The organism is Chryseobacterium gambrini (genome assembly GCF_027920505.1).
GTDB lineage: Bacteria > Bacteroidota > Bacteroidia > Flavobacteriales > Weeksellaceae > Chryseobacterium > Chryseobacterium gambrini.
In genome coordinates, this window is sequence record NZ_CP115857.1 from 2411126 (window position 1) to 2437054 (window position 25929).

29 protein-coding genes are annotated in these 25929 nt (G+C 36.2%); 17 read left to right on the forward strand and 12 right to left on the reverse strand.

What is annotated here, in order from left to right:
- Positions 1–193: 193 nt before the first annotated feature.
- The 5 genes from PFY09_RS10835 to PFY09_RS10855 all read left to right on the forward strand — a co-directional run bounded on the left by PFY09_RS10835 (position 194) and on the right by PFY09_RS10855 (position 5949).
- Positions 194–904: a Dph6-related ATP pyrophosphatase gene (locus PFY09_RS10835; RefSeq protein ID WP_271159707.1), complete on the forward strand. Its 711-nt coding sequence runs from the start codon at positions 194–196 to the stop codon at positions 902–904.
- A gap of 36 nt (positions 905–940) precedes the next feature.
- Positions 941–1837, forward strand: coding sequence for a peptidase associated/transthyretin-like domain-containing protein (locus tag PFY09_RS10840; protein ID WP_271159708.1), 897 nt, complete (start codon positions 941–943; stop codon positions 1835–1837).
- A gap of 127 nt (positions 1838–1964) precedes the next feature.
- Entirely contained in the window at positions 1965–2456 is a 492-nt protein-coding gene (locus tag PFY09_RS10845; RefSeq protein WP_271159709.1) for a T9SS type A sorting domain-containing protein, read from the forward strand.
- On the forward strand, positions 2453–4702 hold the full coding sequence (locus tag PFY09_RS10850; RefSeq protein ID WP_271159710.1) for a carbohydrate-binding domain-containing protein: 2250 nt from the start codon (positions 2453–2455) through the stop codon (positions 4700–4702). The genes PFY09_RS10845 and PFY09_RS10850 overlap by 4 nt, the downstream gene beginning before the upstream one ends.
- A gap of 98 nt (positions 4703–4800) precedes the next feature.
- The gene (locus PFY09_RS10855) at positions 4801–5949 is read left to right on the forward strand and encodes a serine hydrolase domain-containing protein (protein ID WP_271159711.1); all 1149 of its coding nucleotides are present in this window, start codon (positions 4801–4803) and stop codon (positions 5947–5949) included.
- 1 nt (position 5950) lies between these two features.
- Here PFY09_RS10855 and PFY09_RS10860 read toward each other — a convergent pair whose 3' ends face one another.
- Genes PFY09_RS10860 through PFY09_RS10875 form a run of 4 tightly spaced genes read right to left on the reverse strand, consistent with a single transcriptional unit; the run spans position 5951 to position 8369 of the window.
- Positions 5951–6676 carry a hypothetical protein gene (locus PFY09_RS10860; protein ID WP_271159712.1) on the reverse strand — a complete coding sequence of 242 codons (726 nt, stop codon included), beginning with the start codon at positions 6674–6676 and terminating at the stop codon, positions 5951–5953.
- Positions 6677–6703: 27 nt separating this feature from the next.
- Positions 6704–7420 carry a hypothetical protein gene (locus PFY09_RS10865; RefSeq protein ID WP_271159713.1) on the reverse strand — a complete coding sequence of 239 codons (717 nt, stop codon included), beginning with the start codon at positions 7418–7420 and terminating at the stop codon, positions 6704–6706.
- Positions 7421–7431: 11 nt separating this feature from the next.
- Positions 7432–8049, reverse strand: a complete 618-nt coding sequence (locus PFY09_RS10870; protein WP_271159714.1) for a hypothetical protein — start codon at positions 8047–8049, stop codon at positions 7432–7434.
- The gene (locus tag PFY09_RS10875; protein WP_076396392.1) at positions 8046–8369 is read right to left on the reverse strand and encodes a PadR family transcriptional regulator; all 324 of its coding nucleotides are present in this window, start codon (positions 8367–8369) and stop codon (positions 8046–8048) included. Before PFY09_RS10875 ends, PFY09_RS10870 begins: the two co-directional genes overlap by 4 nt.
- A gap of 82 nt (positions 8370–8451) precedes the next feature.
- Between PFY09_RS10875 and PFY09_RS10880 the strand changes: the two genes are divergently transcribed.
- Together PFY09_RS10880 and ruvC are read left to right on the forward strand one after the other, a co-directional pair.
- The gene (locus tag PFY09_RS10880) at positions 8452–8979 is read left to right on the forward strand and encodes a 2'-5' RNA ligase family protein (protein ID WP_271159715.1); all 528 of its coding nucleotides are present in this window, start codon (positions 8452–8454) and stop codon (positions 8977–8979) included.
- Between the two features lie 56 nt (positions 8980–9035).
- Positions 9036–9590, forward strand: a complete 555-nt coding sequence (gene ruvC, locus PFY09_RS10885; RefSeq protein WP_076396396.1) for a crossover junction endodeoxyribonuclease RuvC — start codon at positions 9036–9038, stop codon at positions 9588–9590.
- Positions 9591–9631: 41 nt separating this feature from the next.
- Here the strand turns inward: ruvC and PFY09_RS10890 are convergent, their stop codons facing one another.
- Positions 9632–10042, reverse strand: a complete 411-nt coding sequence (locus tag PFY09_RS10890; RefSeq protein WP_116099400.1) for a hypothetical protein — start codon at positions 10040–10042, stop codon at positions 9632–9634.
- Between the two features lie 169 nt (positions 10043–10211).
- Here PFY09_RS10890 and PFY09_RS10895 point away from each other — a divergent pair, with 169 nt between their 5' ends.
- From PFY09_RS10895 to PFY09_RS10910, 4 genes are all read left to right on the forward strand, one after another.
- Positions 10212–11282 (forward strand): DUF4407 domain-containing protein, encoded by a 1071-nt coding sequence (locus tag PFY09_RS10895; RefSeq protein ID WP_271159716.1) that lies wholly within the window; start codon positions 10212–10214, stop codon positions 11280–11282.
- 122 nt (positions 11283–11404) lie between these two features.
- Positions 11405–11998, forward strand: a complete 594-nt coding sequence (locus PFY09_RS10900; RefSeq protein WP_076396402.1) for a phage tail protein — start codon at positions 11405–11407, stop codon at positions 11996–11998.
- A gap of 6 nt (positions 11999–12004) precedes the next feature.
- Entirely contained in the window at positions 12005–12703 is a 699-nt protein-coding gene (locus tag PFY09_RS10905) for a T9SS type A sorting domain-containing protein (protein ID WP_256040744.1), read from the forward strand.
- A 142-nt stretch (positions 12704–12845) separates the two neighbouring features.
- Positions 12846–13028, forward strand: coding sequence for a bacteriocin-like protein (locus PFY09_RS10910; RefSeq protein ID WP_087707109.1), 183 nt, complete (start codon positions 12846–12848; stop codon positions 13026–13028).
- A 287-nt stretch (positions 13029–13315) separates the two neighbouring features.
- On the opposite strand, the gene guaB is transcribed toward PFY09_RS10910, so the two are convergent.
- The 7 genes from guaB to PFY09_RS10945 form a co-directional block, all read right to left on the reverse strand.
- Positions 13316–14776, reverse strand: a complete 1461-nt coding sequence (guaB, locus tag PFY09_RS10915; protein WP_076396406.1) for an IMP dehydrogenase — start codon at positions 14774–14776, stop codon at positions 13316–13318.
- Between the two features lie 167 nt (positions 14777–14943).
- Positions 14944–15450, reverse strand: a complete 507-nt coding sequence (locus PFY09_RS10920; RefSeq protein WP_076396408.1) for a DUF4252 domain-containing protein — start codon at positions 15448–15450, stop codon at positions 14944–14946.
- A gap of 25 nt (positions 15451–15475) precedes the next feature.
- Complete coding sequence (locus PFY09_RS10925; protein ID WP_271159717.1) at positions 15476–16747, reverse strand: DUF4252 domain-containing protein; 1272 nt, start codon at positions 16745–16747, stop codon at positions 15476–15478.
- A gap of 61 nt (positions 16748–16808) precedes the next feature.
- The gene (locus tag PFY09_RS10930; RefSeq protein WP_271159718.1) at positions 16809–17477 is read right to left on the reverse strand and encodes a hypothetical protein; all 669 of its coding nucleotides are present in this window, start codon (positions 17475–17477) and stop codon (positions 16809–16811) included.
- Positions 17452–17961 (reverse strand): RNA polymerase sigma factor, encoded by a 510-nt coding sequence (locus PFY09_RS10935; protein WP_076396412.1) that lies wholly within the window; start codon positions 17959–17961, stop codon positions 17452–17454. The genes PFY09_RS10930 and PFY09_RS10935 overlap by 26 nt, the downstream gene beginning before the upstream one ends.
- Positions 17962–18060: 99 nt before the next feature.
- On the reverse strand, positions 18061–19221 hold the full coding sequence (locus tag PFY09_RS10940) for a GlmU family protein (RefSeq protein ID WP_268055346.1): 1161 nt from the start codon (positions 19219–19221) through the stop codon (positions 18061–18063).
- A gap of 105 nt (positions 19222–19326) precedes the next feature.
- On the reverse strand, positions 19327–19578 hold the full coding sequence (locus PFY09_RS10945) for a type B 50S ribosomal protein L31 (RefSeq protein ID WP_002976190.1): 252 nt from the start codon (positions 19576–19578) through the stop codon (positions 19327–19329).
- 182 nt (positions 19579–19760) lie between these two features.
- Here PFY09_RS10945 and PFY09_RS10950 point away from each other — a divergent pair, with 182 nt between their 5' ends.
- The 6 genes from PFY09_RS10950 (at position 19761) to PFY09_RS10975 (ending at position 25858) form a co-directional block, all read left to right on the forward strand.
- Entirely contained in the window at positions 19761–21173 is a 1413-nt protein-coding gene (locus PFY09_RS10950) for a hypothetical protein (protein ID WP_271159719.1), read from the forward strand.
- 3 nt (positions 21174–21176) lie between these two features.
- Positions 21177–21368, forward strand: coding sequence for a hypothetical protein (locus PFY09_RS10955; protein ID WP_271159720.1), 192 nt, complete (start codon positions 21177–21179; stop codon positions 21366–21368).
- Positions 21369–21695, forward strand: coding sequence for a nucleotide pyrophosphohydrolase (locus tag PFY09_RS10960; protein ID WP_076396420.1), 327 nt, complete (start codon positions 21369–21371; stop codon positions 21693–21695).
- Positions 21696–21783: 88 nt separating this feature from the next.
- The gene (locus tag PFY09_RS10965; RefSeq protein WP_271159721.1) at positions 21784–23013 is read left to right on the forward strand and encodes a 3-phosphoshikimate 1-carboxyvinyltransferase; all 1230 of its coding nucleotides are present in this window, start codon (positions 21784–21786) and stop codon (positions 23011–23013) included.
- Positions 23014–23135: 122 nt separating this feature from the next.
- Complete coding sequence (locus PFY09_RS10970) at positions 23136–23936, forward strand: SDR family oxidoreductase (RefSeq protein ID WP_271159722.1); 801 nt, start codon at positions 23136–23138, stop codon at positions 23934–23936.
- A 344-nt stretch (positions 23937–24280) separates the two neighbouring features.
- A complete protein-coding gene (locus PFY09_RS10975) occupies positions 24281–25858 on the forward strand; it encodes a BamA/TamA family outer membrane protein (RefSeq protein ID WP_271159723.1) in 1578 nt (525 codons plus the stop codon).
- The last annotated feature ends 71 nt before the right edge of the window (positions 25859–25929 follow it).

Below are 25929 nucleotides of genomic sequence, written 5' to 3' on the forward strand. Positions count from 1 at the left end.
GTGCAAATATATAACATTATTACCCACCATAAATCCTTATAACTGACTAAAATAAAATTATATATGAACTTTTATTAACATTTAATTAAAATAATCTAATACAATGCAAACAACCATAATTTCAATAAATATGTACAATTGTCAACTGACTTTTGAATCAATCTGATTATTTTTGAAAAACATTACCTAAACAATGAAACCGAAAGCCATTTTCAACTGGAGCAGCGGAAAAGATTCCGCTTTAGCTTTATATAAAATTTTAAAGGAAGAAAAATTTGAAGTCACGTCTCTGCTTACAAGCATTAATAAAGAATTTCAGAGAATCTCCATGCATGGCGTTCATGTTTCGCTGTTGGAAAAACAGGCAGAAAGCTTAGGCTTTCCTCTCATTAAAATGGAACTTCCGAAAGAACCTACAATGGAAGAATACCGTGAGCTGATGAGCAAAATGATGAATGATCTGAAATCTCGGGGCATTACCCATTCTATTTTCGGGGATATTTTTTTGGAAGATTTAAAGAAATACCGCGAAGACCAGTTACGCTCCATTGGAATGGAAGGAGTCTTTCCGTTATGGAAAATCAATACAACCGACCTCATCCGTAAATTTTTAGATCTTGGCTTTAAAACCATTGTTACCTGCGTGAACGAAACCTATCTCGATAAAAGTTTTGCCGGAAGAATTATTGATGAAGACTTCATTAAAGATTTACCTGAAAATGTAGATCTATGCGGAGAAAATGGCGAATTTCATACTTTTACTTTTAACGGACCTCTTTTTAAAAATCCCGTTGAGTTTGAAATCGGAGAAATTGTAAAAAAAACATATCCGAAACCGAAATCTGATGAAAACAGCGAAGATGACGAATATGTTTTCTGGTTCTGCGATCTGATTGTAAAATAATTCCGCTCTTTCTCCGTTCTCGTTTAAACTAAACCAATGAGACCTTATCTTAGAATTGAAAAGCCTTGTGAAGAATCTCTGGAAAACATGCGCGATATTCCGGAAGGAAAATTTTGCGGTCTCTGTTCCAAAAAAGTGTATGATCTTACCAAGCTTAGCCACTCGGAAATTTCAGATATTGCAGAACGAAATCATGGGGAAAAATTCTGCGGAATACTTGTGAACAAAAAGCCTGAACAAAAATGGGAAGAGATCATTTCAATTCCTGAAAATATTTCCCACAGAAAAAATACTTTTACAAAAGTTGCTGCAGGAATTGCATTAACAGCGAGTTTGGCGAATACGCTTCCTGCGCAGACCAAAGATGTTTCAAAAACTCAGGTTGTCCTTTCCGGAAAAAATTCATCCACAGAGAAAACTCAAAGAAAAAACACGGACGGAAGTGAAAAATTAACCGCCTTCGGAAGAGTTATAACCAACGAAGAAGGAAAACCGGTTAAAGCGTATGTCAGTTTAATTACCATCAACAAGATATATTCTACAGAAACGGACGAAGATGGTTTTTATTCACTGAAAATTCCTCAGGAATTAATTCAGGAAGAGAATTATCTGTTAGAATTCAGCCCTTTTTCTTATAGCTTCGATCAAAAGCTGAAAGTATTCAGCAGAAATGAACTCAGACAGAATACAGTGATCAAACTTCCAGATAATGGAACTTATAAAGAGTTGGGAGAAGTCAGTTTCGGTCCGCCGTATGCAGAAGAAAATTCAATTGTTTTTCTACACGGTAAGAGACTGGATTACAAACTGTACAACAAAAGTTATTCTTTGTACAGCAGCAAATACGATATTCATTACATCCCGAAACCTTATACTAAATTTTTCACCGAAAGTGATCTTGTAAAAGACATTTTTATTGTTTTTTTAAAATAAGAATCCTTCAATAAAAATTTATTTTAATTAAATATTTCTCATTCACCGACACATTTTTACTGTTTACCTCAAATTATTTTTTCAATGTTAACTAAAAATTAATTTTGGAATTTAAATTAATTTGACAATGAAAATAGCAAAACCTTTCAGTAAAATGATGTGTTTGCTTTTATTTGTGTTTGCTACAGTTTCCTTTGCACAGACAACAATAAAAGTTACCTATTACACGGGTTCCACACAGAACTACACGATTGAAAACAGCGGAAAACTTTACTTTTCAGGCAGCAATTTGTTGGTAAAAACCGCGAGTTCCGCTTCCGATATTTCTATCCCGACCGGTATTATCCGGAAAATTACTTTTTCGTCAGCTATTTTAGCCACTCAGGAAATCGGGATAAATAAAGACCAGATCAGGTTATACCCGAATCCTTCCGCAGAATTCATCAGAATAACATCAGACAAAAAAGAATCTTTAAAAGTGAAAATCTATTCTGCTGAAGGAAGGCTTGTTCTGTCGGGAACTTATCAACCCAATGAAGACATCAATATCAGCAGCTTCAGAGAAGGCTTTTATCTGGTGCAGGTTAACAACACAACTTTAAAACTGATCAAAAAATGAGAAAGTATTTATATATAGTAATTGCGTTTATTTTGTCTTTTGGATTAAAAGCCCAAAGCAATATTGTGGCGCATAATTCGGGAAACAATATGTACGCTTCCCCTACTCCGGTTGTCGACAGCATTAAATTTGACTCAAATTATACAAAATTTCACATTAGCGGAGCTGCAACAAGTTTAGACTTACCGAAAAGCATCGTTGACAGTTTAACCTTCTCCCCTACTGCGGTTAGCTTAACCAAAATTTATATCATTTACAAAGGTTCGGAAAACGCAACCATTATCAATCCTTATTCTAATCAGGGGGTTAATATTACGGCAACAGGCGGAACGGTGAATGTTGTTTCAACAGCAACCATCAGTAATTTAGAATATAATTTACTGGGAACAAGCACAACAGGAAGTCTCACGATGAGCTCTTCTCTTCCCGCAAGTTTTGTAATGAATAATTTAAATCTTACCAACGCTTCCGGATCTGCCATTAATATTACGGGCGGACAAACTCATACATTTGCAATTCAGGCAGGGACAACAAATTCGTTAACAGACGGTTCTTCAAGCACAAAAAACGGGACATTACAAACCGACGGAAAAATAATTTTTACAGGAACAGGAACTTTAAGCATTAAAGGAATTAAAAAACACGGCGTTTCCACTTCGGCAGGAATTGAAGTTCAGAACGGAAATATTACAGTAACTTCCGCCGCATCAGACGGTTTTCATTCGGAAGGTTATGTCATGAGCAGCGGAACGGTAAACATCACAGCAACCGGAGACGCAATTGATGCAGGAGATACAGCGATCTCTATTTCGGGAGGAAATGTAACCGCAACTTTGGCTTCAGCCGATGTAAAAGCGATTAAAACAGGGACTTCAACCATCGGAATTTCGGGAGGCACATTTAATTTAACTTTAACAGGCGCACAATCGAAAGCCATCAGTGCAAAAGGAAATATTACTTTCGACGGTGGAAATATTACTGCTTCACTTTCGGGAGCAGCCGTTCTTACCGCTTCAGGAAGCGGCTACGATCCTTCGTATTCCACAGCCATAAAAACTGATGCAAGCGTTATTGTAAACGGAGGAACCTTCAATCTTTCTTTAGCTTCTACGGCAAACGGAGGAAAAGGAATTTCAGCCGCTCAGAATATCACAGTCAATAATGGAAATTTAACGATTACAACGGCAGGAAACGGAGCTACTTACACCAATACAACGGGCGTTTTGGATTCCTATTCTTCTTCCGCCATTACCGCAGACGGAAATCTTCTGATTAATGCCGGTTCGGTGACGACAACAAGTTCGGGAACAGGAGGAAAAGGCTTAAAAGCAGATGGAACGATAACGATAGGAAGTTCAACGGGGAATCCTGTTTTACTGATTAAAACGACAGGAGCCAGATTTTTAGTATCCGGAACAGATTACAGTCACCCGAAAACTTTGGTCGCAACCGGAGCCGTTACAATCAACAATGGAAACAACACCTTTAATTCTACAGATGACGGGATTCATTCGGATGCATCGGTTACCATAAATGGAGGAACAAATACGGTTTCTGCAATTTCTTCCACTTCGGGAGTCGGTGAAGGTGTAGAAGCGCCGATCATTACTTTAGCAGGCGGAGTAAACAATATTGCGGCTTCCAATGACGGAATTAACGCAACCTACGGAACGGTTGCCGGAGGAACGGAATCTAATGACAACAGCCATCTGTACATTACCGGAGGAATTAATATCGTAGCAGGAAGCGACGCGATCGACAGTAACGGAAATATCACCATTACAGGCGGAACAACTATTGTAAACGGACCGACAAGTCAGCCGGAAGAAGGAATTGATTACAACGGAACTTTTTTAATGAACGGAGGTTTTCTGATTTCTGCGGGATCAAATGCAAGTATGACTAAAGCAATGGGAGCTGCTTCCACACAGATAAGTATGTTTCTGAAATCCAGCGCACAGCTTGCAGCCACTTCTATGCTGCACATTGAAAATGCTTCGGGAACGGAAATGGTAACCTTCAAGCCTAAAAACGGAGTGTATTATTTCCATTTTTCCAGTCCGAATCTCGCAAACAGTACTACTTATAAAGTTTATTTTGGCGGAAGTTATACCGGCGGAAGCTATGTAGGAGGAACTTCAGGATGGGGATTGTATACAGGAGGAACTTATTCTACTTCCGGAGGAACGCTTAAAAGTACCTTTACCACTTTAGCAACCAATACCGTAAATACAGTATCATTCTAATTACCATTTTAATAATTTACAACCAGCCTCTTAATGAAAATTAGGAGGCTTTTTCGTAACAGGGGCATAAAAATTGCTTCCTGAAAGAAAAACAATAAATGATTAAAAAATTACTTTTCTCTGCTCTTTGTGCTTCTATTTCTGTCAGTTTAATTTCCTGTCAAAAAGAGATTCCATTTATTCCGTCCGAAAAAAAAGTGGACAAACAGGCAATTGCAGACAGTACGATCATTGCTTTTGAAAAAAGTCTTCTGAAAAACCAGATCGATTCTGTTTTCAAAAAATATCAGTTTAACGGAAGTGTGGCGGTTTTCAAAGATTCGGTTGAGCTGTACAGAAAAAATCAGGGCTTTGCAGATTTTAAAGATCAGTTAAAAATGAATGACAGTACTGTTTTTGCCATCGGTTCTGTAAGCAAACAATTTACCGCTGTTTTAATTCTGCTTCAGATGGAACAGGGAAAACTGAATGTAGACGATAAAGTTTCAACGTATTTAAAGGAGTTTCAAAATAAAAATTACGAAAACGTTACCATTCATCAGCTTCTGAATCATACTTCGGGACTGAATACTTTAGGCGGAAAGCTCCAGTTTAAAAGCGGAACAGATTTCTTTTATTCCAACGACGGTTTTAATACATTGGGAAAAATTGTGGAAAAAGTTTCGGGTAAATCGTATGACGAAAATGTTTTGGATTTATTTAAAACAGCCGGAATGAATCATTCTTCAACTGCAACTTCTTTTGAGGGAGAAAACTTTGCCGGAGCTTATTTAGGCAACAGAAAAAAATTCGAAAAGATCCAGAATATGCCGAAAAGACTCGCCAGTAAAGATATCGGAGTTCCTGCAGGCGGAATTTTATCCACCATTAACGATCTTCATGTCTGGAATACTGCTTTATACAGCGGAAAAATCCTCCGTCCTGAAACACTGAAAAAGTTTGAATCTAAAAGCGCCGAAAGACATCATGCGATTTTCGGGAAAATGGGTTACGGCTACGGAATTATGAGCAACATCGGAAAACCGTGGGCTTTTTTCCACAGCGGTTACGTTAAAGGCTCACCTTCATTAAATATCTTTTATCCGGAAACAAAAACTTCGGTTATTATTCTTTCTAATATCGCCGATGAGGAACAGGGAAAAGGATTTACTTTTAAACCTCACGTTGAGATCAAAAAAATTACAGATGCTTTGGAAAGTACTATTTCGGAGATGAATTCTACAAAAGGAAATGCAATGAAGATGTAAATTATTCAGCAGAAAGATTCAGGAACTCTTTCATTTTTTCTAATGATTTTTTATGTTCAAAAAAATTAATCATCACGAAAATAATCATCACCTGAACAATAAAAGGAAGGATTAAGGTGATCAGAACATAAACAATTTCATCGTGGTTATGTTCTCTGAAATACAGATACGGATAATTTCCTTCTTTAGAAACGATCTGTCCCATAATTCCGATCATGGAAATAGTGACTGCCGCATTCTGCTGATACATGGTATAATATAATTTACCTTTGTATTTGTAATCAGACTTAATGTATTTAAGCATTTTGTAATGCAGAGCCCAGATCGCGACAGGAAACAGAATAAACAGCCCGTTCTGTATTTGGAAAAATAAAGAATAGGTTTCGGCATCCTTCATCAGAAAAACAGATGCAAAATTCACCGCAGCTGAAACCAACCCCAACAACAACGATTTTTTGAAAATACTGAAATACCTTTCTTTTACGATTTTCTTCACAATTACAGGAATCTCTTCTGAAAAAAATGCGGAATACGTTGTACGTTTAAACTCACTTTCCCACAATTTCTGGGTTTTATGAAAAGCATTCTGAAAATTTAAATTTTCTTCCGTCTGAATATCTGCAACCTGAGAAATCATGTGATCTTTTACCTCCAGCAAAATATCCAGAGGAAGCTTATGAAGCATAAGATAATCTGTAATTTCCTGTTCCTGTTCTTTTGAAAACATCTTATTTTATTTTAAATCTTCAACTGATTAAATCGTTAAAAAATTATTCATCTTCGTCATTGTCTTTTTATGTTCAAAAAAATTAATCAGCACGAAGATCACAGTGGTATGCAGTATATAAGGTATAATTAGGGCAATCAGCAACGAAAATACCGATACAGGATCATCTGTTCTGAAAAACCGGAAAACATATTTATCCTCCCGTAGAATAAGCTGAAAAGAGATATTAAGCGTCAAAACAAAAAGCCCCAGATTCTGCTGATAGATCGTAAAGAAAGATTTTCCCTGATATTTAAAATCTTTTTTTACATATTTTCTCAAATTTTTATTAAAAAGCCATAATAAAAAAGGAACCATTACAAAAAGTGAATTATACAGCCTGAAAAGATCACTGTAAGTTTCCTGATCGGTTGAAAAATAGATCAAAAGGAGATTTAGTGTAAAAGAAGCCAGCCCGAAAATCAACGATTTTTTAAAAATGCTGCGATACTTTACCTTCGCAATTCTCTTTACAATAACAGGAATCTGTTCTTTGTAAAAAATAGAGTAACGCGTCATTTTAAATTCACTTCCCCATAACTTTTTCGTTTTAAGGAAAGCTTCATCGAAACCCACATTTTCCTCCATCTGAATATCGGCAATCTGAGAGATCATATGATCTTTCACCTCAACTAAAATGTCCAGAGGAAGCCTGTGAAAAATAAGATAATCCGTAATTTCCTGTTCGTGTTCTTTTGAAAACATCATTTTAAATTTTAAACTAAAACATTAATTTTCTTTGAATTGAAATACAATAACTGAAGCTGAACCGCCAAAGAATATACCGACAGAAATTTTGAAACATTCATATCCATGATTTTCCAGTTTTCTGCTGTTATAAAAGATCCAAAAGCAAAGATCAGCAATCCGAAAAGAAGATTTCTAAGCAGTAAAGGATGAAAGCTCATGGCGATATAATTGGAAAATTTCATCTTTTTAGCAATGAAACTGTATGCTAAAAGAATTGCTAAGCTTCCCAACAATACAATCTGAACTGTAAAAAAAACATCCGTATTTAAAAACATTATGAATGTTGCTGCTGTTGCAAGAATGAAAGAAAAAATACCAATCTTTCTAAACCTCTGCTGTAAAATAACTCTTTCGATTCTTGCTACTTTTTTGAACGAAAGAAAATCTGCGTTTACCATTTCCAGCTCATTCTTCCAACTGATTTTAGTTTTCAGAAAAGCCTCGGGAAAACTTAAATTTTCAGACAGCATCAGATGACTGATCTGGGAAATAAAATGATCTTTCACTTCAGCTAAAATCTGAGCAGTCAGTTTTTTTGAATTCAGATATAATTCTATTTGATGTTCCTGTTCTTTGGTTATCATATATTAAAAATCGTATTGAGGTTAAATAAATAATTTTTCATTTCTGCTTCCTGTTCTGCCTGCTGCTTTTTCCCTTTTTCGGTCAGAAGATAATATTTCCGGTCTCTTCCGTTGATCTTCTGGATTTCAGACAAAATCATTCCTTCCGCTTCCAGCTTATGCAAAAGCGGATACAGCGCACCTTCCGTCATTTCCAGTTCGCCCTGCGTAAGTTCTTTGGCGCGCTGCGTGATCTGGTATCCATACATCTTTACTTCCTTGGCAAGAAGCTTCAGGATGATGTTTTGGAGGGTTCCTTTATACAGACTGTTCTTTTTCAATATCTCATCTTTTATACCTAGCAAATCTATACATAATTTTCTTATGCATCATAATTAATTTTAAAATTCTTAATTTCAATCAATGAAAAAGATGTATTTCATCGCCATTTATCCGCCACAAAAAATTATTGAAGAAATAAAAATATTCAAACAGGACTTTGTATTAAATTTTGACAATTCCAAAGCTCTGAAAAATGAAGCGCACATTACTTTGTTTCCGCCGTTTTCCAGAGAGGTTACTTTAGAAAATGACATTCTGGAAGCTTTCCAGAAGATTGATACCGCTGTTTCTCCTTTTGAAATTGAACTGAATGGTTTCGGAAGTTTTGCCCATCCTAAAAATCCCGTAGTCTTTGTGAAACCTGAAAACAACGAACAACTCAATGAACTTTATCTTCGGGTGAAGGAAATATTCAACTTTATGAATTATTCTTTCCATCCTCATGTAACGGTGGGTTTTCGAAATCTGACGTGGGAAAACTATCTGAAAGCATGGGAGAAATATCAAGAAAAAGAATATAAAACTAAATTCTTAGTTGATAAAATCACTTTGCTTCGACATGATGAAAACTGGATTCCTATTGCAGAAAAGAAACTGGGACTGCTGTAAAATATGATTCAAAAAAATACATTCTTAAAAGGCTGAAAGTTCATATCTTTGAAGCAATGATTGCAGAGAAGATTATTTTAGGAATCGACCCGGGAACAACCGTGATGGGTTTTGGAATTATTTCCATAAAAAAAGGAAAAATGGAAATGATTTCCATCCACGAATTATTGCTGAAAAAGTATCCGAACCACGAAACCAAGCTTAAATATATTTTTGATAAAACTTTGGCGCTGATTGACGAATTTCATCCTGATGAGGTTGCTCTCGAAGCTCCTTTCTACGGAAAAAACGTTCAGAGTATGCTGAAATTAGGTCGCGCACAAGGGGTTGCGATGGCGGCAAGTCTTCACAGAAATATCCCGATTACAGAATATTCTCCGAAAAAAATAAAAATGGCGATCACCGGAAACGGAAATGCCAGTAAAGAACAGGTTGCAGGAATGCTCCAAAGTCTTTTAAATCTGAAAGAATTTCCCACAAAATATCTCGATGCCTCCGATGGATTGGCAGTTGCGGTATGTCATCATTTCAATTCTGGAACGATTGCAGATACAAAATCTTATACCGGCTGGGAAAGCTTTTTAAAACAAAATCCGGATCGGCTGAAATAAAAATCACTCACAGATAAATATTTTGTGAGTGATTGATTGGTTTACTTTGTTTTGTATTCTTCGGGGGTAATTTTAAAATCGGCGGTCGGTTTTCCGTTTTTATCATAGTAACTATATACCATGGTAACATCATTATCCCTGAATTCTTTAATCTCCGGCGAAGTTTTAATAACTCTTAAAGCTCCTTCTTTTGCATTGTTTTTAAAAACTTGAATTTCTTCAGGACTTACACTTTCTTTTACATCGTCGGTTAGGGTATAATTATATTTAAAAATTTTCCCCGGCTGTACGGAAACGCTGTCGAGACGCACTCCGTCGGCAAGATTCTGTGGTGTCGTTTTGTTGATGTTTGCGGCAACTTCTTTCAGATCATCATCTATCGATTTTTCTTTGGTACAGGAAGTAAGCGCGAACGAAGCCATTGCCAGAGAAAGGCAGATTACATTTTTCATATTCTGATATTTAGTGATTATACATAAAGATAAGAATATTTTATTTAATAAATTTAATTGATTGATTTACAGTAAAATAATAAAACAAACCTATATACTTGGTAAAACATAATACTATCTTTTACATTGGTATGATTTTTAGTAGTACATTTGTATAAATTTTTCTATCATGAAAAACAACCAACAAACTATAAATCAGGTGAATCATAAAATAAACTGGTTCCAAAAGTTTCTGATGGTCTGTTCCGGAGGAAACATTCATATTTTGAGAAAAACTCCGAGCGAATGGAATAAATTCGCGGGAATCGGAGGAATTGTACTTTTTACCGCTGTATTTGCAACACTTTCCGCAGGTTACGCGATGTATACGGTTTTCGATGATATCTGGACAGCAATTGGCTTCGGTGTTTTATGGGGTTTAATGATTTTTAATCTGGACCGATACATCGTTTCTTCCATCAAAAAGACAGGAACATGGTGGAATCAGATTCTAATGGCAATTCCCAGATTAATTCTGGCGACTTTTTTAGGAATTATTATTTCGAAACCTCTTGAGCTTAAAATTTTTGAAAAGGAAGTAAACAAACAACTGAATACAATCATTCAGAGAAATAAAAAACAGCTTCAAGGCGAGATGAACGGAAGAATTCTTCAGCAAAGCGGACCTTTTGAGACTGAAAAGAAACAAATCTCCGATAAAATCGCCAACTATCAAAAATCTTATGATTCCGCTTCTGTAGAGCTTGAAAAAGAAATTTTAGGAAAGCAATCCGGATTAACAAGCGGGAAAGAAGGTTTTGGTCCCAATGCAAAACGAAAGCAGGAACTGAAGGAGCAGAGAAGACTCGATCTGGAAAATTACCAGAAACAGGTTTCTCCCAGACTGGAATATTTAGATAAAGAAATTTCTAAAGTATATACCAATTTAGAAACGGAGAGAAAATCTACCGAGACTTTTGAAGATAAATTCAATGGTTTTGCAGCAAGATTACAGGCTTTGGATGAACTGGGAAAAAATTCAGCCATTATCGGTTTAGCTGCCGCTTTTATTATGGGACTTTTTATCTGTCTTGAAATTTCTCCGGTTTTGGTAAAACTAATTTCCCACGTCGGACCTTACGATTATCTTTTAGAAAAAACAGAAAATGATTTCAGATTATATTCAAAAGAAAAAGTGGAAAAAGGCAATGCCCTGACAGATTTCAGGATCGATGATTTTAAAAATAATTTAAATAAATAATTAAATATCAATTAAAATATTTCAACCTTTCAGCCAAGTCTGAAAGGTTTTGTTATTTATAATTAAAATATACAGAATAATAGTTAACTTTACAACACCTAATTAAAACTAATTTATTCGTCATGAAAAAACTTGTATTCGGATGTACTCTGCTATTGAGCATTGCATCTACTTCTGTTTTAAAAGCACAAGCTTCAGAGCCTTTCCTAGGACAAATCGCATTCGTACCTTACAATTTCGTTCCAAAAAACTGGGCTGCCTGTAACGGACAACTTTTACCAATTGCGCAAAATCAGGCTCTTTTTGCACTGTTAGGAACCACTTATGGTGGTAACGGAACTACAACATTCGCTTTACCAGATATGAGGGGAAGAGTTCTGGTACACGAAGGACAAGCTCCGGGAGGACCTACCAACTACACGATGGGACAAATCGGGGGAACAGAATCTGTAACACTTCAGGTAACACAAATGCCGCCTCACTCGCATACAGTAAATGCTGTAACCGCTGAAGGAAATCAAAATTCGCCTACGGGTAATCTTCCTGCAGATACAAAAGGATTAGATAAAGAATATTCTGATGCTGCTGCAAATACAACCATGAAATCGACTATGGTAAACCAGACAGGAGGAGGACAGCCACACGAAAACAGACCTCCTTTCGTAACTTTGAAATGTATTATTTCCTTACAAGGTATTTTCCCGACACAATTTTAAAATATTATGAAAAAACTTTACCTGTTATGTCTGGCTTTAGGCAGTTCTGCCTTTGCACAGACGATCACCTTTAACGGTTGTCATAATATATTTGATAATCAGAATTTTGTTTTTACAAAAACGGGAGTAGACGCCTTTAATAAAGGGATATATATTACAACACCTTTAGACGGACAACCTTGTGGCGGCTTAGGAACCTGCGAATTTAAAATTCAGTGGAATAATACATTAAGCAGATGGGAATTCCTTGCTGATGAAGGATACGGAACTTTTTCAAGCCCAAACTTAATCTACTATAATTCTACGGGTAACAATAATTTCGTACAAAATCCACCATCAATTACTTTTGGAACCTGGGTTGAGAATACATCATTTACTTCACAAGCCGGAGGTTGCGGAGGAAATCTTACGACTTCCAATGCGACCATGACGGGAGATTTGCACAGTACATCTCTTGCAGCTTCAGATGTCAGAAACAATGATTCTAAAATTCAGATCTTCCCCAATCCGGTTGCTGAGATCATTAAAATTTCAGGGATAAAAGACGGAAAATCTGTACAGATCTACAATATGACTGGACAAATTGTAAAATCTGAAGAATTTAATGAAAAAGTAAACGTTTCTGAACTAAGCGCAGGAATCTATCTGTTGAAAATTAATACTAAAAATTTCCAGACTCACGAATTTAAGTTTGTGAAGAAATAAAAATTTTATTATATGTGATGAGCCTTCGCCAAAAGCGGAGGTTTTTTATTGAAAATTAAATAATTCACAACTTTAAGATTTTTTAAAAATGAGAAAATATTTTTTATATATTTGATATGATACAAATCAAAATTAATCTATTATGAAAAATCTTAAAAAAATTTCAAGACAAAGCTTAAAAAGCATTAAAGGAGGATTCAAAATGTGTGATGCAAACCAGGAAAACTTCGGATGCGGAGATTCATCTATTTTTTGTTGCGGACCTGGAGGATGCAGAAGAATTCAGGATCTTCCGCCAGGATCTTGTATCGTTTCTCCGTTTTAATAAGATTAGAAGCCATTGCTGTTGCAGTGGCTTTTTATTTTCAATAAAAATTATCCGATTATCTGTTATTCATCACAATTCTTAATTTTAAACCCAAGAATCACAAGTTCTTTAATTATCAACTGTTTATTAAATTCACAAGGATATTCTACCCGGTAATGAATTAGAGGATTTTCTAAATTATGACAAATTACAGATATCTACAAAATTATAATCAGGACAAAAACCAAATAAAAAAGCTACCTCAACAGTGCTGAGATAGCTTTTAAAATATATTTAATTTATTATTATAAAGAGTAATTCGGAGCTTCCTGCGTGATGATGACATCGTGCGGGTGAGATTCTTTCAATCCGCTTCCTGTGATCATTACCATCTTGGTATCGTTTTGTAACGCTTCAATATCTTTAGCACCGCAATATCCCATTCCTGCTCTCAGACCTCCTGTTAACTGGAAAATTACTTCTTCCAGAGATCCTTTGCTTGGAACTCTTCCTTCGATTCCTTCCGGAACGAATTTCTTAGCCTCACTCTGGAAATATCTCTCTTTTCCTCCTCTCTTCATCGCAGAAAGACTTCCCATTCCCTGATAAGTCTTGAATTTTCTACCCTGAAAAATGATTTCTTCACCCGGAGCTTCATCAGTTCCTGCCAAAAGCGAACCTAACATTACGGCTCCTGCTCCACTGGCAATCGCTTTTACGATATCTCCGGAAAGCTTGATTCCACCGTCTGCAATTACAGCTACGTTCTTTGTTTTAGCATATTCGTAAACATTGTAAATTGCGGATAACTGAGGAACTCCAACTCCTGCAACCACTCTCGTTGTACAGATTGAACCGGGACCTACTCCTACTTTCAGAACATTTGCTCCGGCTTCGATCAGATCTTTAGCCGCTTCAGCCGTTACGATATTTCCTCCAACGATATCCAGATCAGGATAAGCCTGTCGGATTTCTTTAATTTTATTTAAGACTCCGATGGAATGTCCGTGAGCAGAATCGATTCCAATGATATCAACGCCTGCTTTTACAAGCGCCTCGATTCTTTCCAGTGTATCTTCTCCTACTCCAACTCCCGCTCCAACGATTAATCTTCCGCTCTGATCTTTGTTCGCGTTTGGATATTCTAACTGATTGTCGATATCTTTTATGGTAATTAATCCTACCAGTTTATTTTCAGCATCTACGATCGGAAGCTTTTCCACTCTGTTTTTAAGAAGGATCTCTTTCGCTTTCTCCAGATTGGTATTTTTATCAGAAGTAATCAGCTTTTCTTTCGTCATGATCTCTTCCACCTTCATTTCAAGATTTTCCTGATATTTTACATCTCTGTTGGTAATGATCCCGATTAAAGTATTTTCGGCATCTACTACAGGAAGTCCTGAAATTTTATATTTCGCCATTGTTTCTTTAGCCTGAGCCAAAGTATGATCTTTTGAAAGCGTAACAGGATCTGAAATCATTCCGTTTTCCGAACGCTTTACACGATTAACCTGTGCAGCCTGTTCAGCGATCGTCATGTTTTTATGAATAAATCCTAAACCGCCGACTCTTGCCAGTGCAATTGCCAGTTCAGCTTCTGTAACGGTATCCATTGCAGCGGAAACAATCGGAACATTAAGCGTAATTTTGTCGGTAAGTCTTGATTTTAAAGAAACCTGATTAGGTAAAACTTCTGAATAAGAAGGGACTAGAAGCACGTCATCGAAAGTGATGGCTGTCTCTACAATTTTGTTATGAATAGACATCTTTACTTTCTTGCAAAATTAAGGTATTTTACCGAAATACGAAAATCGATTTTCATAGTTTAAATAAAACTTAATAATCAATAACTTAAATCAAAAAACCGCTCCTTTTTGCGGAACGGTAGTTTGTATAAAAAAACAATTTAGTGATATGATTTGAATATGAAGCGCTATTTATCGGATGCTGATGAAATCATTTTTGAAATATCATTGGCTGTAAAATTTCCTCGAACATCCACAAAAACCAACTCTTTATCTGAATTTACCGTAATCAGCATATTTTTAATAACATCATCTTTCTGTTTCACCCGGATATTTACATTTTCTCCGTCATGTTTTATGGTTGCCCATTCTTCATAATTATTGTTATTTAAATACTTCGCAAAATCATTCAGCATCGATTTATCTCCGTTTTCTACAGTTAAAACTTTAATTTTTGAAACTTTCCGGATCAGCCGGATCACCTCTTCATTATCTTCACCGTCTTCTCTTAATGCTTTTTTAATAACAGGCTTTGCTAAAAACATCGGAACATTGATGGTGGTAAATTTTGCCCCTTTAAAATCGTTCCCGGAATCTGAAAAGTAAGCCATTTTACCGGCTCCCGAAGAAACTATACAGGATTGTAACATGAACATCGCACAGGCGATAAGAAAAAGATGTTTTAATATTTTCATGGCAATTTGGATTTAAATTAAATCTTTAGTTGATGGGTTTTAAACTTCCGCCTGACATTTTGCTGATGTCTGAAGTAATTTCCGGATTTCCTCTGTATCGGATGGTTCCGCCTGATGAAGCCTTCGCTTTTAATTTATCTACCGCATTTACAGAAAGGTTAGATCCTGAAGTAGATTCCGCTTCCACCTGATTTGCCTGAAATGCTTCGCCTTTACAAACCGCACCGCTGCTTACATCAAAAGCTGCTGTTTCTGCCTCACCTTGAATACTTGCATCTGAACCGCTTGATCCTTTAAATACTAAGCTTTTGGAATTTACCTCAACTTTCACGCTTGTTCCTGAAGACGCTTCCAATAAAGCATTATTCGAAATATTGAATTTCCCTTTCACTACAGAACCTGAAGATGCATCAATGGTAAGGTTATTTTCTTTTACAGAATTAATCGTGGTGAAAGTTGCTCCCGAAGACGCTTTAATGTTATCCATTCTTGGCGAAGAAACGTTGACACTGATGTTTTTAAATTTTAAATTTTTCTGTCCTTTGTTATCAACATACACTTTCAGAACCCCGTTGTCAACTTTTGTAACAATGTACTGAAGCTTATCGGCATCGGCAATTACCTTTACATTGGTAGGACTTTCCTGCTTGAACACCAGATTAACACCTGTACTCACCTGAATTCCTGAGAATTCGCCTACATTTCTGGATTCGCCATTCAGATAAGAAGAGGTATTTTCCGAAGTGAGGTTATTTCTGGTATTGGTAACCGGATTTGTTTTTGTTTCTGTAGAATTGATGATTTTATTGATATCATTCATCGAAAGTTTTCCGTCCAGTTTTACAAGGATATTTTCCTCTCCTCCGCTATCGATGCTCAATAACAGATCATCCAAAATTCCGTTTTTCTCTTCTGCTGAAAGAAATTTTATTTTAGCTCCGTTACTGTTCATTGTCATGATTTCACTGTACTTAAGATTGCTTAAATAAGAAGAAATGTCTTTGTTGATTTGCGACAGTTTCTGTCCTTTCGCAGAACTTCCGTCCTGTGGTTTTTCGGCAATGAAAACTTTCAGTCCGTTAATTTTGGATAATAACGGTTTTATCTGATCCAGTTCAGCATCTCCCAAATCCAGATTGCTCAGCATTCCGAACATCGGTTTGGCAATTTTAATGGATGTTACTCCTTCCACTTCCTGATATTTATCAAAAAGCTGATCTAACTTATCTTTTTCCTGCGCGTAAATATTAAAGAAATGGGAAAAAGCGAGTGCGAATATTATGAATACTTTTTTCATGAGTCAATTTTTTATTTTGGACTATTAGTGCCTGATCAGGTGCATAATCTTTTAAGGTTAATTAATAATCGTCATCCACGACGGTTGGTTTTGCTAATTTTTCACTAACGTTATTTGCAAATATTTGAAATGAATACTTAGTCACATTAATCGCTTCTTCTACATTTTCGATTCTTTTTCCGTTGACGATAACATAAGAATCTTTATATCCTGTAGAATCTGAAGCTTTAGAGGAGTTATATACATACTTCGGCTTTCTTTCTTTCTTCAGCCTTCCTCTTTTCGGTAAAATTTCATCCAGATAATCTTTCTCGGCAACCGGAGTTTCATGAAAAACCGAATCTTTTTTCGCTCCGGAAACTGAATCATTCGGCAGGTTTACCGCTACCTGTTCCGTATGTTCACTGTTTTCTTCGATGAAATTATCTTTTTGCTTCTTTATCTGGTTTTCAACCAGCTGAGCCTGATTTTCCACATTTGAATTGTGAGTATAATTAAAAATCAGACCAACACTCAACAGCAAAACTACGCTTGCAGCCATCCAGAACCATTTCGGGAACGATGGTTTTGTTTTCGTATCGATAGGGACGATCGGTGTTATATTTTCCTGAACCTCATCATTTTTTTCTTCCGTTTTTTTCAGAAAATCATTAAAATCCCAGTTCATTTTTTCTTCCTTTAAATTCTGGAAGATTTCGTCGTATTTATCTTGAAATTTGTCGTTGCTCATAACTCATCAATTGTGAAATTTGTTCTTTTACCTTTTGTCTTGCCCGCATCAGATTCACTCTTACTGCGTTTTCCTCCATTTCCAGCATTTCGCCGATTTCCGAGACTTCATATTCTTCTACATCCTTCAAATGGATTACCATTTTTTGTTTTTCCGGAAGCTGATTAATGAAACCAATGATGTGTTCCTTTAAATTATTGACTTCCATACTGTAAAGTTCAGAACGGTGAAGCTGCATATCTGCAAATCCCAGCTTTACATCGTGATGCTTCAGTCTGTTCAGGCACTCGTTCCGGACCGACTTCAGAGCATAGGATTTTAAATTCCCAAACTGCTCCAGTTCTTCTTTCTTCTGCCAGAATTTAATCATAAGATCCTGCACCACGTCTTCTGCTTCATCACTGCTCATGACAAACCTTTTCGCAAAGCGATACATCTCATCTTTGAGAATGAATACCGTACTTCTGAAAGTTTCTTGGGTCATAAGTTTTGTTTCTATAAGTAAGACAACCGGATTTTACATTTTATTACATTAAAAATAAAAAAACTTCAAAATAATTTGAAGTTTCCTTTATTGATCGCATTAATACGCATCAAAAATATGTTTAAAAATAGCCTTATCTTCATCCGTTAAAGGCACTTTCCTTCTTGCCATTGCCCGTTCTGCAACTTCGTAGGCTTTGTCTAATTTAAATTTCTCATCTCCTTTAAAACCGCCCCACGAAAAACTTTCCACCAGATTCGGCGGAAAACCTTCTTTGAAAATATTGGAAGCAACACCTACAACTGTTCCTGTATTTAATTGCGTGTTGATGGCTGTTTTAGAATGGTCGCCCATAATTAAACCGGCAAACTGCAATCCTGTATCTTCAAAAGATTTGGTTCTGTAGTTCCACAATTTTACAGGAGCGTAATTATTTTTAAGATTGGAAGAATTGGTATCTGCTCCCAGATTACACCATTCTCCGATCACCGAATTTCCTACAAAACCGTCATGACCTTTATTAGAATAGCCAAAAATGATGATATTATTCACTTCTCCGCCCACTTTGCAATGAGGACCAATTGTTGTTGCCCCGTAAATCTTCGCGCCTAAATTAAATTTAGACTCTTCGCAAAGCGCAATCGGACCACGAAGATTACAACCTTCCATTACCTCAGCATTTTTCCCGATATAGATTTTGCCTGTTTTTGTATTGATGGTCGAAAATTCAATTTGTGCTCCTTCTTCTATAAATAGATCTTCTTTATTTCCCAAAAATCCATTGGTCGAGGAAAGTTCCTGAGAAACCCTGTTTTTTGTAAGCAATGCAAAATCGAAATCAATAGCTTCTTTATTATAGGTAAAAAGATCCGTCGGTTTTTTAAAGAAAATAAGCTCTTCTTTAATGTCCGTCATTTTCTCGATCTGATGCAGAGAAAAACCATCCATATTGATTTTTGCAGCGACTAATTCATCTTCATACACCAATGCTTCTCCCTGTTTCAGGTCTTTGATCTGCTGAATAACATTTTCTGTCGGTAAAAAATTCGTCACCAGAAAAAGACTCTCTTTTTTTGCAGGCTCAGGAAATTTTCCCTGCAGATACATTTCCGTGAAGAAAGAAATCTCGGTGTTTTCTAAAATTTTCTGCCATCTTTCGGAGAAAGTGAGGATTCCGCATCGCATTTCTGCAACGGGACGCGTAAAAGTAAGCGGAAGAAAATCTTCCCAGTATTGTGCATCTGAAAATACTAATTGCATCGTTCAGTTTTTAGTTTAAGATTCAAAGTTTAACGTCTAAACAAAAATACAACAAAAAAGTCCTCCGGAAACCGAAAGACTTTTAAATATTATGATCACAAAAAATTACTTAGCGAATTTTTTGTATTTGTTCATGAACTTATCAACTCTACCTGCAGTGTCAACTAACTTCACTTTACCAGTGTAGAAAGGGTGAGAAGTTGAAGAGATTTCCATTTTAATCAATGGGTATTCTTGTCCTTCGTACTCGATAGTATCTTTTGTTTCTGCAGTAGACTTGCAAAGAAACACCTCGTCGTTACTCATATCTTTGAAAACAACAAGTCTATAATTTTCTGGGTGGATTCCGTTTTTCATAATACAATTTTTAAAAAATTAAAGTTTGCTTTCGAAATAGTAATGGATATTTCTCTGCTAATTTTAGGGTGCAAAAATACAATAATTTTTTAAAATTACAAATAGACGATCAATATTTTTTTCTTCATAAGAAATTCAAAGTATTTTCGTTAAATTTGAAATCTATTTAAACTTTAATTTCGATGAAATTCAAATTATTACTGGCTTTTTCTTTCTGGATGCTTGTTATGGCTGTATCTTGTAATAAGGACGACATCAGTTTCGATGCTCCTTCGCAGGAATTAAGCTTTTCCAAAGACACGGTTTTCTGCGATACGGTTTATCATCAGGTTCGTTCAGAAACGTATGCGGTAAAAGTATATAATAATGAAGACAAAGACATTCTGATCCCTCGAATTCACCTGCAAAAAGGTGCAACCTCTTTGTATAAGATCAATGTGGATGGCAAACCGGGATATGATTTTAAAGATGTACCGTTAAGAAAAAAAGACAGCCTGTATATTTTCGTTGAAATTGCACCGGAAGCAACCGGTCCTGAAGCGATTGCCGAAGATAAAATATTATTCCAGAGCCCAATCGGACAACAACAGGTTGTATTGTTCTCCGTGGTTCAGGATGCGGAATTTTTTATAAAAACACCTACAAATCCGAATATCATTACTTCAGATGCAACATGGAATAACAATAAGGCTAAAATTATCTATGGAGATTTAACGATTGACCAGAATGTTATCCTTAATATTCAGCAGGGTACAAAAGTGTATTTCCACAAAAACAGCGGAATGAAAGTGCTTTCTGGAGCCACACTGAACATCAACGGTACTTTAGCCAACAATGTTACGCTTCGCGGAGACAGAAATGATCCTGCATACGATACGATTCCTAAAAACTGGAATTCTATTAAAATGGAAGCCGGTTCTACCCTTAATATGAATTATGCAAGATTATTCGGAGGAACAAAAGGTCTTGACATGAAACAGACCAATGCCAATATCAGCAATTCTTTTATCCACACCTTTCAGGAATATGGGATTTATGCCGTTGCATCTACCATTACTGCAAAAAATCTTGTGATGAATAATTGCGGAGAATCTGCGGTAGGAATTTTCAAAGGAGGAACGCATAATTTTACCCACTGTACGATTGCCAATTATTCGGATCTTCTGCATTCTTATAACCGAAACGGAATTTTAGCCGCCAACGAATGGACGAATGCATCCGGAGTAAAAGAATACGGAGCACTGATCTTTAATTTAAGAAACAGCATCGTGTATTCCGACCGTGACAATTCTGTTAATTTTGAGCAGACTCCGCCAAACTTATTTAATTTTACCATTCAGAACTGTCTCATTAAATATTCCGGAACTTCGGAAGCCGGTTTTGATTTCAATACAAGTCCGGGAGTTATTCAGTCTCTTAAAAATTTGGATCCGCTGTTTGTTAATTATTTTGCAGCCCAGATGAATCTGAGAGTAAAACAGAATTCTCCGGCAATAGGAAAAGGAAGTACAACTGTTGCGGCAACCGTTCCAACGGATATCGCAAATGTATCGAGAACTTCAAATCCTACAGTGGGAGCTTATCAATATTTTTAAAAAATGGATTTTGATATGGTAAACATCGGGGCTTTTGCTGTTTTGATTATTGTGTATGTCACGGTAAGAAAACTTCTGAAAAGATTTGCAGACTTTACCGAGAACATCGGCAATTCCGCCTATCATGAAGAAGAAATAAAAACACTGGAAGCGAAAATAATTGTATCAGAGGAAAAGATCAATAACAAACCATAAATGGAAATTACACATCTGCAGCAGCAAGTTGACGAATGGATTAAGACCATTGGCGTTCGTTATTTCAATGAACTGACCAATATGGCAATGTTGACGGAAGAAGTAGGCGAAGTGGCGAGAATCATCGCCAGAAGATATGGAGAACAAAGCGAGAAGGAAAGCGACAAAAGTAAAGATTTAGGCGAGGAATTGGCAGATGTTCTGTTTGTAACGTTATGTTTGGCCAATCAGACCGGAGTTAATCTGCAGGAAGCTTTTGACAGAAAAATGAAGATCAAGACGGATCGCGATAAAGACCGCCATCAGAATAATGAAAAATTAAAATAGCTGGATGCCGGAAGTTGGAAGCCGAAAGTTTTTAAACTAAACTTTTCACCTCCATCTTCCAGCTTCGAGCTTCCAACTTAGACGAACAATGAAGAAGCTAGAAAAATCAAAATTACAGGAAAACAAAACCATACAGATCAGCGGTTCGAAAAGTATTTCGAATCGTTTGTTGATTTTAGAAAGTCTGTTTAAAAATATAGAAATCGGGAATTTATCGAATTCTCAGGACACACAGCTCCTGAAAAAAGCCCTATCCGAAGATTCGGAGATCGTGGATATTCATCACGCGGGAACGGCGATGCGTTTTCTTACGTCCTATTATTCTATTCAGGATGGAAAGACAACAATTCTTACAGGTTCCAAGAGAATGAAAGAAAGACCAATTAAAAATCTGGTTACCGCTCTGCAAAATCTGGGTGTCGAAATCGAATATCTGGAAAATGAGGGATTTCCGCCTCTTAAAATTCACGGGAGAAAAATTACGGAGACCACAGTAGATGTTCCGGCGGATATTTCCAGCCAGTTTATCACCTCTCTTCTTCTGATTGCCGGAAAACTGGAAAACGGACTCGAAATAAATTTAGTCGGCAAAGTGACTTCACGGTCTTATATTGAAATGACGCTCAATATTTTAACCCGATTCGGAATTAAAAGCAGCTTCATCGAAAATACCATAAAAGTTGAAAAATTTGATGTGAATAGTCAATCGTCAATTATCAATTATGAAGTGGAAAGTGACTGGAGTTCGGCATCTTACTTCTACTCTTTTGCTGCGTTGGGAAGAAAAACCATTCGCCTGAAAAGTTTTTATCAGGAATCTACACAGGGAGATTCGGCAATTGTAAAAATTTATGAAGAATTTTTCGGAATTAAAACGACTTTCACGGAACAGGAACATAAACTAAAGCTTGAGCCGATGGAAGGATTTGAATTTCCCGAAAAGATCGTTCTGGATATGAATAATTGTCCGGACATCGCCCAAACACTTTGCGTAACCGCAGCAGCCTTGAAAATCCCTTTTGAAATTTCAGGATTGGAAACTTTGCGTGTAAAAGAAACCGATCGTCTTTTAGCTTTACATAATGAACTAAAAAAGCTGGGTACGGAAACAGAATTTACAGATCTTACGATTAAATCCACTAGTTTCAACGAACCTCAGGAAAATATTTCCATTGCAACGTATCAGGATCACAGAATGGCGATGAGTTTTGCACCATTTTGTTTAATAAAGGAACTGACTATTGAAGAGGAAAATGTAGTGGAGAAATCGTATCCGATGTTTTGGGAGGATTTGGAAAATTTATTAACTAAAGAATAATATTTACACATAATATCAATTTATAGTTGTCATTTCGACGAAGGAGAAATCTAAAAACAGATTCTTCATTCCACTGAGTTTCATTCAGAATGACAACAGAGTTTAAATTTACATACAATCAGATGTCACAACATAAAACCATCATCATCACCGGAACTTCCTCAGGAATTGGTTTCGTGTTAGCAGAATATTTCGGGAAGAAAGGTCATAAAGTTTATGGCTTAAGCAGAAAACACACCGAAAGTCAGTATTTCAAATCGATTCCGACGGACGTTACAGATAATGAAGCCGTTCAAAATGCGATTGCTGAAGTTTTAAAAACAGAAAACAGAATCGACGTTCTGATCAACAATGCCGGAATGGGAATGGTAGGAGCTGTGGAAGATTCTTCAAAAGAAGATATTTTGAAACTGTTTAACCTGAATTTGGTCGGAGCTGTACAAATGATGACTGCCGTAATGCCGAAAATGCGCGAAAATAAATTCGGACAAATCATTAATGTTTCCAGTATCGGAAGTGAAATGGGACTGCCTTTCCGAGGATTTTATTCGGCTTCAAAATCGGCTTTGGATAAAGTAACCGAAGCGATGAGATATGAAGTTTATCCCTGGAACATTCACGTTTGTTCGCTTCATTTGGGTGATATTAAAACAAATATCGCAGAAAACAGGGTGAGAACAAAGGTTTCAGAACCTTACAAAAGTGTTTTCGATAAAGTATATGCTTTAATGAATTCTCACGTGGGCGACGGAACAGAACCTCTGGAAGTTGCAGCATATGTAGATCAGCTTTTAAGCAAAAATAAATGGAAAGCACATTATTATTTTGGTAAATTCGGACAGAAAATCGGAGTTCCGCTGAAATGGATTCTTCCGCAGGGAACTTATGAAAATCTGATGAAGAAATACAATAAACTGGCTTAGTTTCAGTTATTTTAAAAAAAATTAATCTAATGAATATTTAAAAAGTTGTTTGATTATCCGTCATTGATCATAATGCTTAATTTTAACGCAAAGATCGCTAAGATTCTTTTTATATACCAACTGTTTTAAGTTCGCAAAGGCGTTTCACTCAGCAAAGAATTCAAAGGTTTTTCAATGATAACAAATTACGGACAATCATTAAAAGTTAAGATCATTCCTAAGAAAACTTATTCTGTTATCCTAAATGTGTAAAATTTAAGTTTAGCTTACTATTCTTAACTTCTTAAATAAAATCTTAATGGTTTAAAAATGTAACATTGAAATTAATTCTAAAAATATTTTTTATGCTGTTTTGCGTTTTTGTACAGGCGCAGAAGAAGCATTATTTCCTGATCGATTCTGAAACCAAGGTGAAGAAAAAGGTAAAAGATTCTGCTTCAGCAGTGAAGTTTCTGGATTCTCTGGCTCAGACCAATTACTTTTTCACCCAACTGAAAGAAGTCAGAAAAAAAGGTGACAGCACAGAAATATTTTATGATAAAGGGAAGAATTTCAACCAGACTTACGTCAATCTTTCAGATTCAATTTCAAATAAAACGAAGATTCAGAAAGAATTTTTCACTAAAAATTTAGATTCAACAAAAAGAAGCATCAACAAAAAGTACATTGATGAAGGCTTTGCATTCAGCAGAATAAAATCGAAATACAAAGGACAGAAAAACGGTTATCCTATTGTAGAACTCGACATCAACAAGAACGATAAAAGAACCATCGATAACTTCGTGGTAAAAGGCTACACCAGTGTTCCGAAAAGATTCATTAAAAATCTTGAAAAGGAATTTAAGGGAAAAACCTATGATGATAAAAACCTGATTGCCATTAATAAGTCTTTCCAGAGCCATCAGTTTGTTGCTTTGGAGCGTCCTCCGCAAACGTTATTCACCAAAGATTCCACGAGCATTTATCTTTTCATGGAAAAGAAAAAAACCAACAGTTTTGACGGGGTCATTGGTTTCGGAAACGATAAAACGGATAAATTTACCCTGAACGGAACTTTGAATGTAAATTTCAGAAATATTTTCAACAGTTTTGAGCTCATCAATCTTTACTGGCAGAGAAATCCGGATAAAGGACAGACTTTTGATCTTCAGACCGATATTCCTTACCTTTTTAAATCCAATGTAGGTCTTAATATGAAGGTGAATATTTTCCGTCAGGATTCTACTTTTGCCAATGTGAAGGCTCTTCCCGCATTTTATTACCATCTGAACTCCCGAAACAAACTGGGACTGAGAGGAACTTTCGAAAGCTCCAGCATCATCGATACGTTGTATGTTCAGGGTAAAGATTACAACAAAAAAGGAATCGGAATCTGGTTTGAAATGGTAGAACCGACCGATATTGATCTTTTCCTTTATAAAACAAAAATTAATGCGGGATACGATTATTTAACGACCACTTATACCAAAGACAATATAAAATCTCCGCAGAATCAGTTTTACTTCTTTGGAGAGCACAATTATCATATCAACGGAAATCATTTCCTCAACATCAAAGCGGAGGGAGCGATGATGGATTCTAAAATAGACTTTTCTGCCAATGAATTGTACCGTTTCGGGGGCTGGAATTCCATGCGGGGTTTCAATGAAAACTCTCTCGCCGCCGATTTTTATTATTACGGAAGTTTAGAGTACCGTTATCTCATCGGAAGTCAGGCATTTTTTGATGTTTTCGGGCAATACGGACAGCTCAACAACAAATCTCTGAATGTAAAACCCAAACTCTACAGTGTCGGGCTCGGTTTCAATTTCTTTATCCCGATCGGATTGATGAGTTTCCAGCTTTCCAACGGTAACGAGTTTGGAAATCCTTTTAAATTCAACGATATTAAAATCCATTGGGGAATTTTAAGCAGGTTCTAACCTTAACTTTTCAACAGAGTATTTTCAGTTCATTTTAAATAAAATGGATGAAGCCTCATGCAAAATCAGTT

What these genes read in the sequence shown, in the direction of transcription:
- PFY09_RS10835 (WP_271159707.1), top strand. Translation starts at nt 194, where the DNA reads ATGAAACCGAAAGCCATTTTCAACTGGAGCAGCGGAAAAGATTCCGCT.
- PFY09_RS10930 (WP_271159718.1), bottom strand. Translation starts at nt 17,477, where the DNA reads ATGAGCAACGACAAATTTCAAGATAAATACGACGAAATCTTCCAGAAT.
- PFY09_RS10935 (WP_076396412.1), bottom strand. Translation starts at nt 17,961, where the DNA reads ATGACCCAAGAAACTTTCAGAAGTACGGTATTCATTCTCAAAGATGAG.
- PFY09_RS10855 (WP_271159711.1), top strand. Translation starts at nt 4,801, where the DNA reads ATGATTAAAAAATTACTTTTCTCTGCTCTTTGTGCTTCTATTTCTGTC.
- PFY09_RS10945 (WP_002976190.1), bottom strand. Translation starts at nt 19,578, where the DNA reads ATGAAAAACGGAATCCACCCAGAAAATTATAGACTTGTTGTTTTCAAA.
- PFY09_RS10940 (WP_268055346.1), bottom strand. Translation starts at nt 19,221, where the DNA reads ATGCAATTAGTATTTTCAGATGCACAATACTGGGAAGATTTTCTTCCG.
- PFY09_RS10895 (WP_271159716.1), top strand. Translation starts at nt 10,212, where the DNA reads ATGAAAAACAACCAACAAACTATAAATCAGGTGAATCATAAAATAAAC.
- guaB (WP_076396406.1), bottom strand. Translation starts at nt 14,776, where the DNA reads ATGTCTATTCATAACAAAATTGTAGAGACAGCCATCACTTTCGATGAC.
- PFY09_RS10970 (WP_271159722.1), top strand. Translation starts at nt 23,136, where the DNA reads ATGTCACAACATAAAACCATCATCATCACCGGAACTTCCTCAGGAATT.
- PFY09_RS10890 (WP_116099400.1), bottom strand. Translation starts at nt 10,042, where the DNA reads ATGAAAAATGTAATCTGCCTTTCTCTGGCAATGGCTTCGTTCGCGCTT.
- PFY09_RS10920 (WP_076396408.1), bottom strand. Translation starts at nt 15,450, where the DNA reads ATGAAAATATTAAAACATCTTTTTCTTATCGCCTGTGCGATGTTCATG.
- PFY09_RS10870 (WP_271159714.1), bottom strand. Translation starts at nt 8,049, where the DNA reads ATGATAACCAAAGAACAGGAACATCAAATAGAATTATATCTGAATTCA.
- PFY09_RS10975 (WP_271159723.1), top strand. Translation starts at nt 24,281, where the DNA reads ATGCTGTTTTGCGTTTTTGTACAGGCGCAGAAGAAGCATTATTTCCTG.
- PFY09_RS10900 (WP_076396402.1), top strand. Translation starts at nt 11,405, where the DNA reads ATGAAAAAACTTGTATTCGGATGTACTCTGCTATTGAGCATTGCATCT.
- PFY09_RS10965 (WP_271159721.1), top strand. Translation starts at nt 21,784, where the DNA reads ATGAAGAAGCTAGAAAAATCAAAATTACAGGAAAACAAAACCATACAG.
- ruvC (WP_076396396.1), top strand. Translation starts at nt 9,036, where the DNA reads ATGATTGCAGAGAAGATTATTTTAGGAATCGACCCGGGAACAACCGTG.
- PFY09_RS10880 (WP_271159715.1), top strand. Translation starts at nt 8,452, where the DNA reads ATGAAAAAGATGTATTTCATCGCCATTTATCCGCCACAAAAAATTATT.
- PFY09_RS10905 (WP_256040744.1), top strand. Translation starts at nt 12,005, where the DNA reads ATGAAAAAACTTTACCTGTTATGTCTGGCTTTAGGCAGTTCTGCCTTT.
- PFY09_RS10865 (WP_271159713.1), bottom strand. Translation starts at nt 7,420, where the DNA reads ATGTTTTCAAAAGAACACGAACAGGAAATTACGGATTATCTTATTTTT.
- PFY09_RS10960 (WP_076396420.1), top strand. Translation starts at nt 21,369, where the DNA reads ATGGAAATTACACATCTGCAGCAGCAAGTTGACGAATGGATTAAGACC.
- PFY09_RS10840 (WP_271159708.1), top strand. Translation starts at nt 941, where the DNA reads ATGAGACCTTATCTTAGAATTGAAAAGCCTTGTGAAGAATCTCTGGAA.
- PFY09_RS10925 (WP_271159717.1), bottom strand. Translation starts at nt 16,747, where the DNA reads ATGAAAAAAGTATTCATAATATTCGCACTCGCTTTTTCCCATTTCTTT.
- PFY09_RS10950 (WP_271159719.1), top strand. Translation starts at nt 19,761, where the DNA reads ATGAAATTCAAATTATTACTGGCTTTTTCTTTCTGGATGCTTGTTATG.
- PFY09_RS10955 (WP_271159720.1), top strand. Translation starts at nt 21,177, where the DNA reads ATGGATTTTGATATGGTAAACATCGGGGCTTTTGCTGTTTTGATTATT.
- PFY09_RS10860 (WP_271159712.1), bottom strand. Translation starts at nt 6,676, where the DNA reads ATGTTTTCAAAAGAACAGGAACAGGAAATTACAGATTATCTTATGCTT.
- PFY09_RS10910 (WP_087707109.1), top strand. Translation starts at nt 12,846, where the DNA reads ATGAAAAATCTTAAAAAAATTTCAAGACAAAGCTTAAAAAGCATTAAA.
- PFY09_RS10845 (WP_271159709.1), top strand. Translation starts at nt 1,965, where the DNA reads ATGAAAATAGCAAAACCTTTCAGTAAAATGATGTGTTTGCTTTTATTT.
- PFY09_RS10850 (WP_271159710.1), top strand. Translation starts at nt 2,453, where the DNA reads ATGAGAAAGTATTTATATATAGTAATTGCGTTTATTTTGTCTTTTGGA.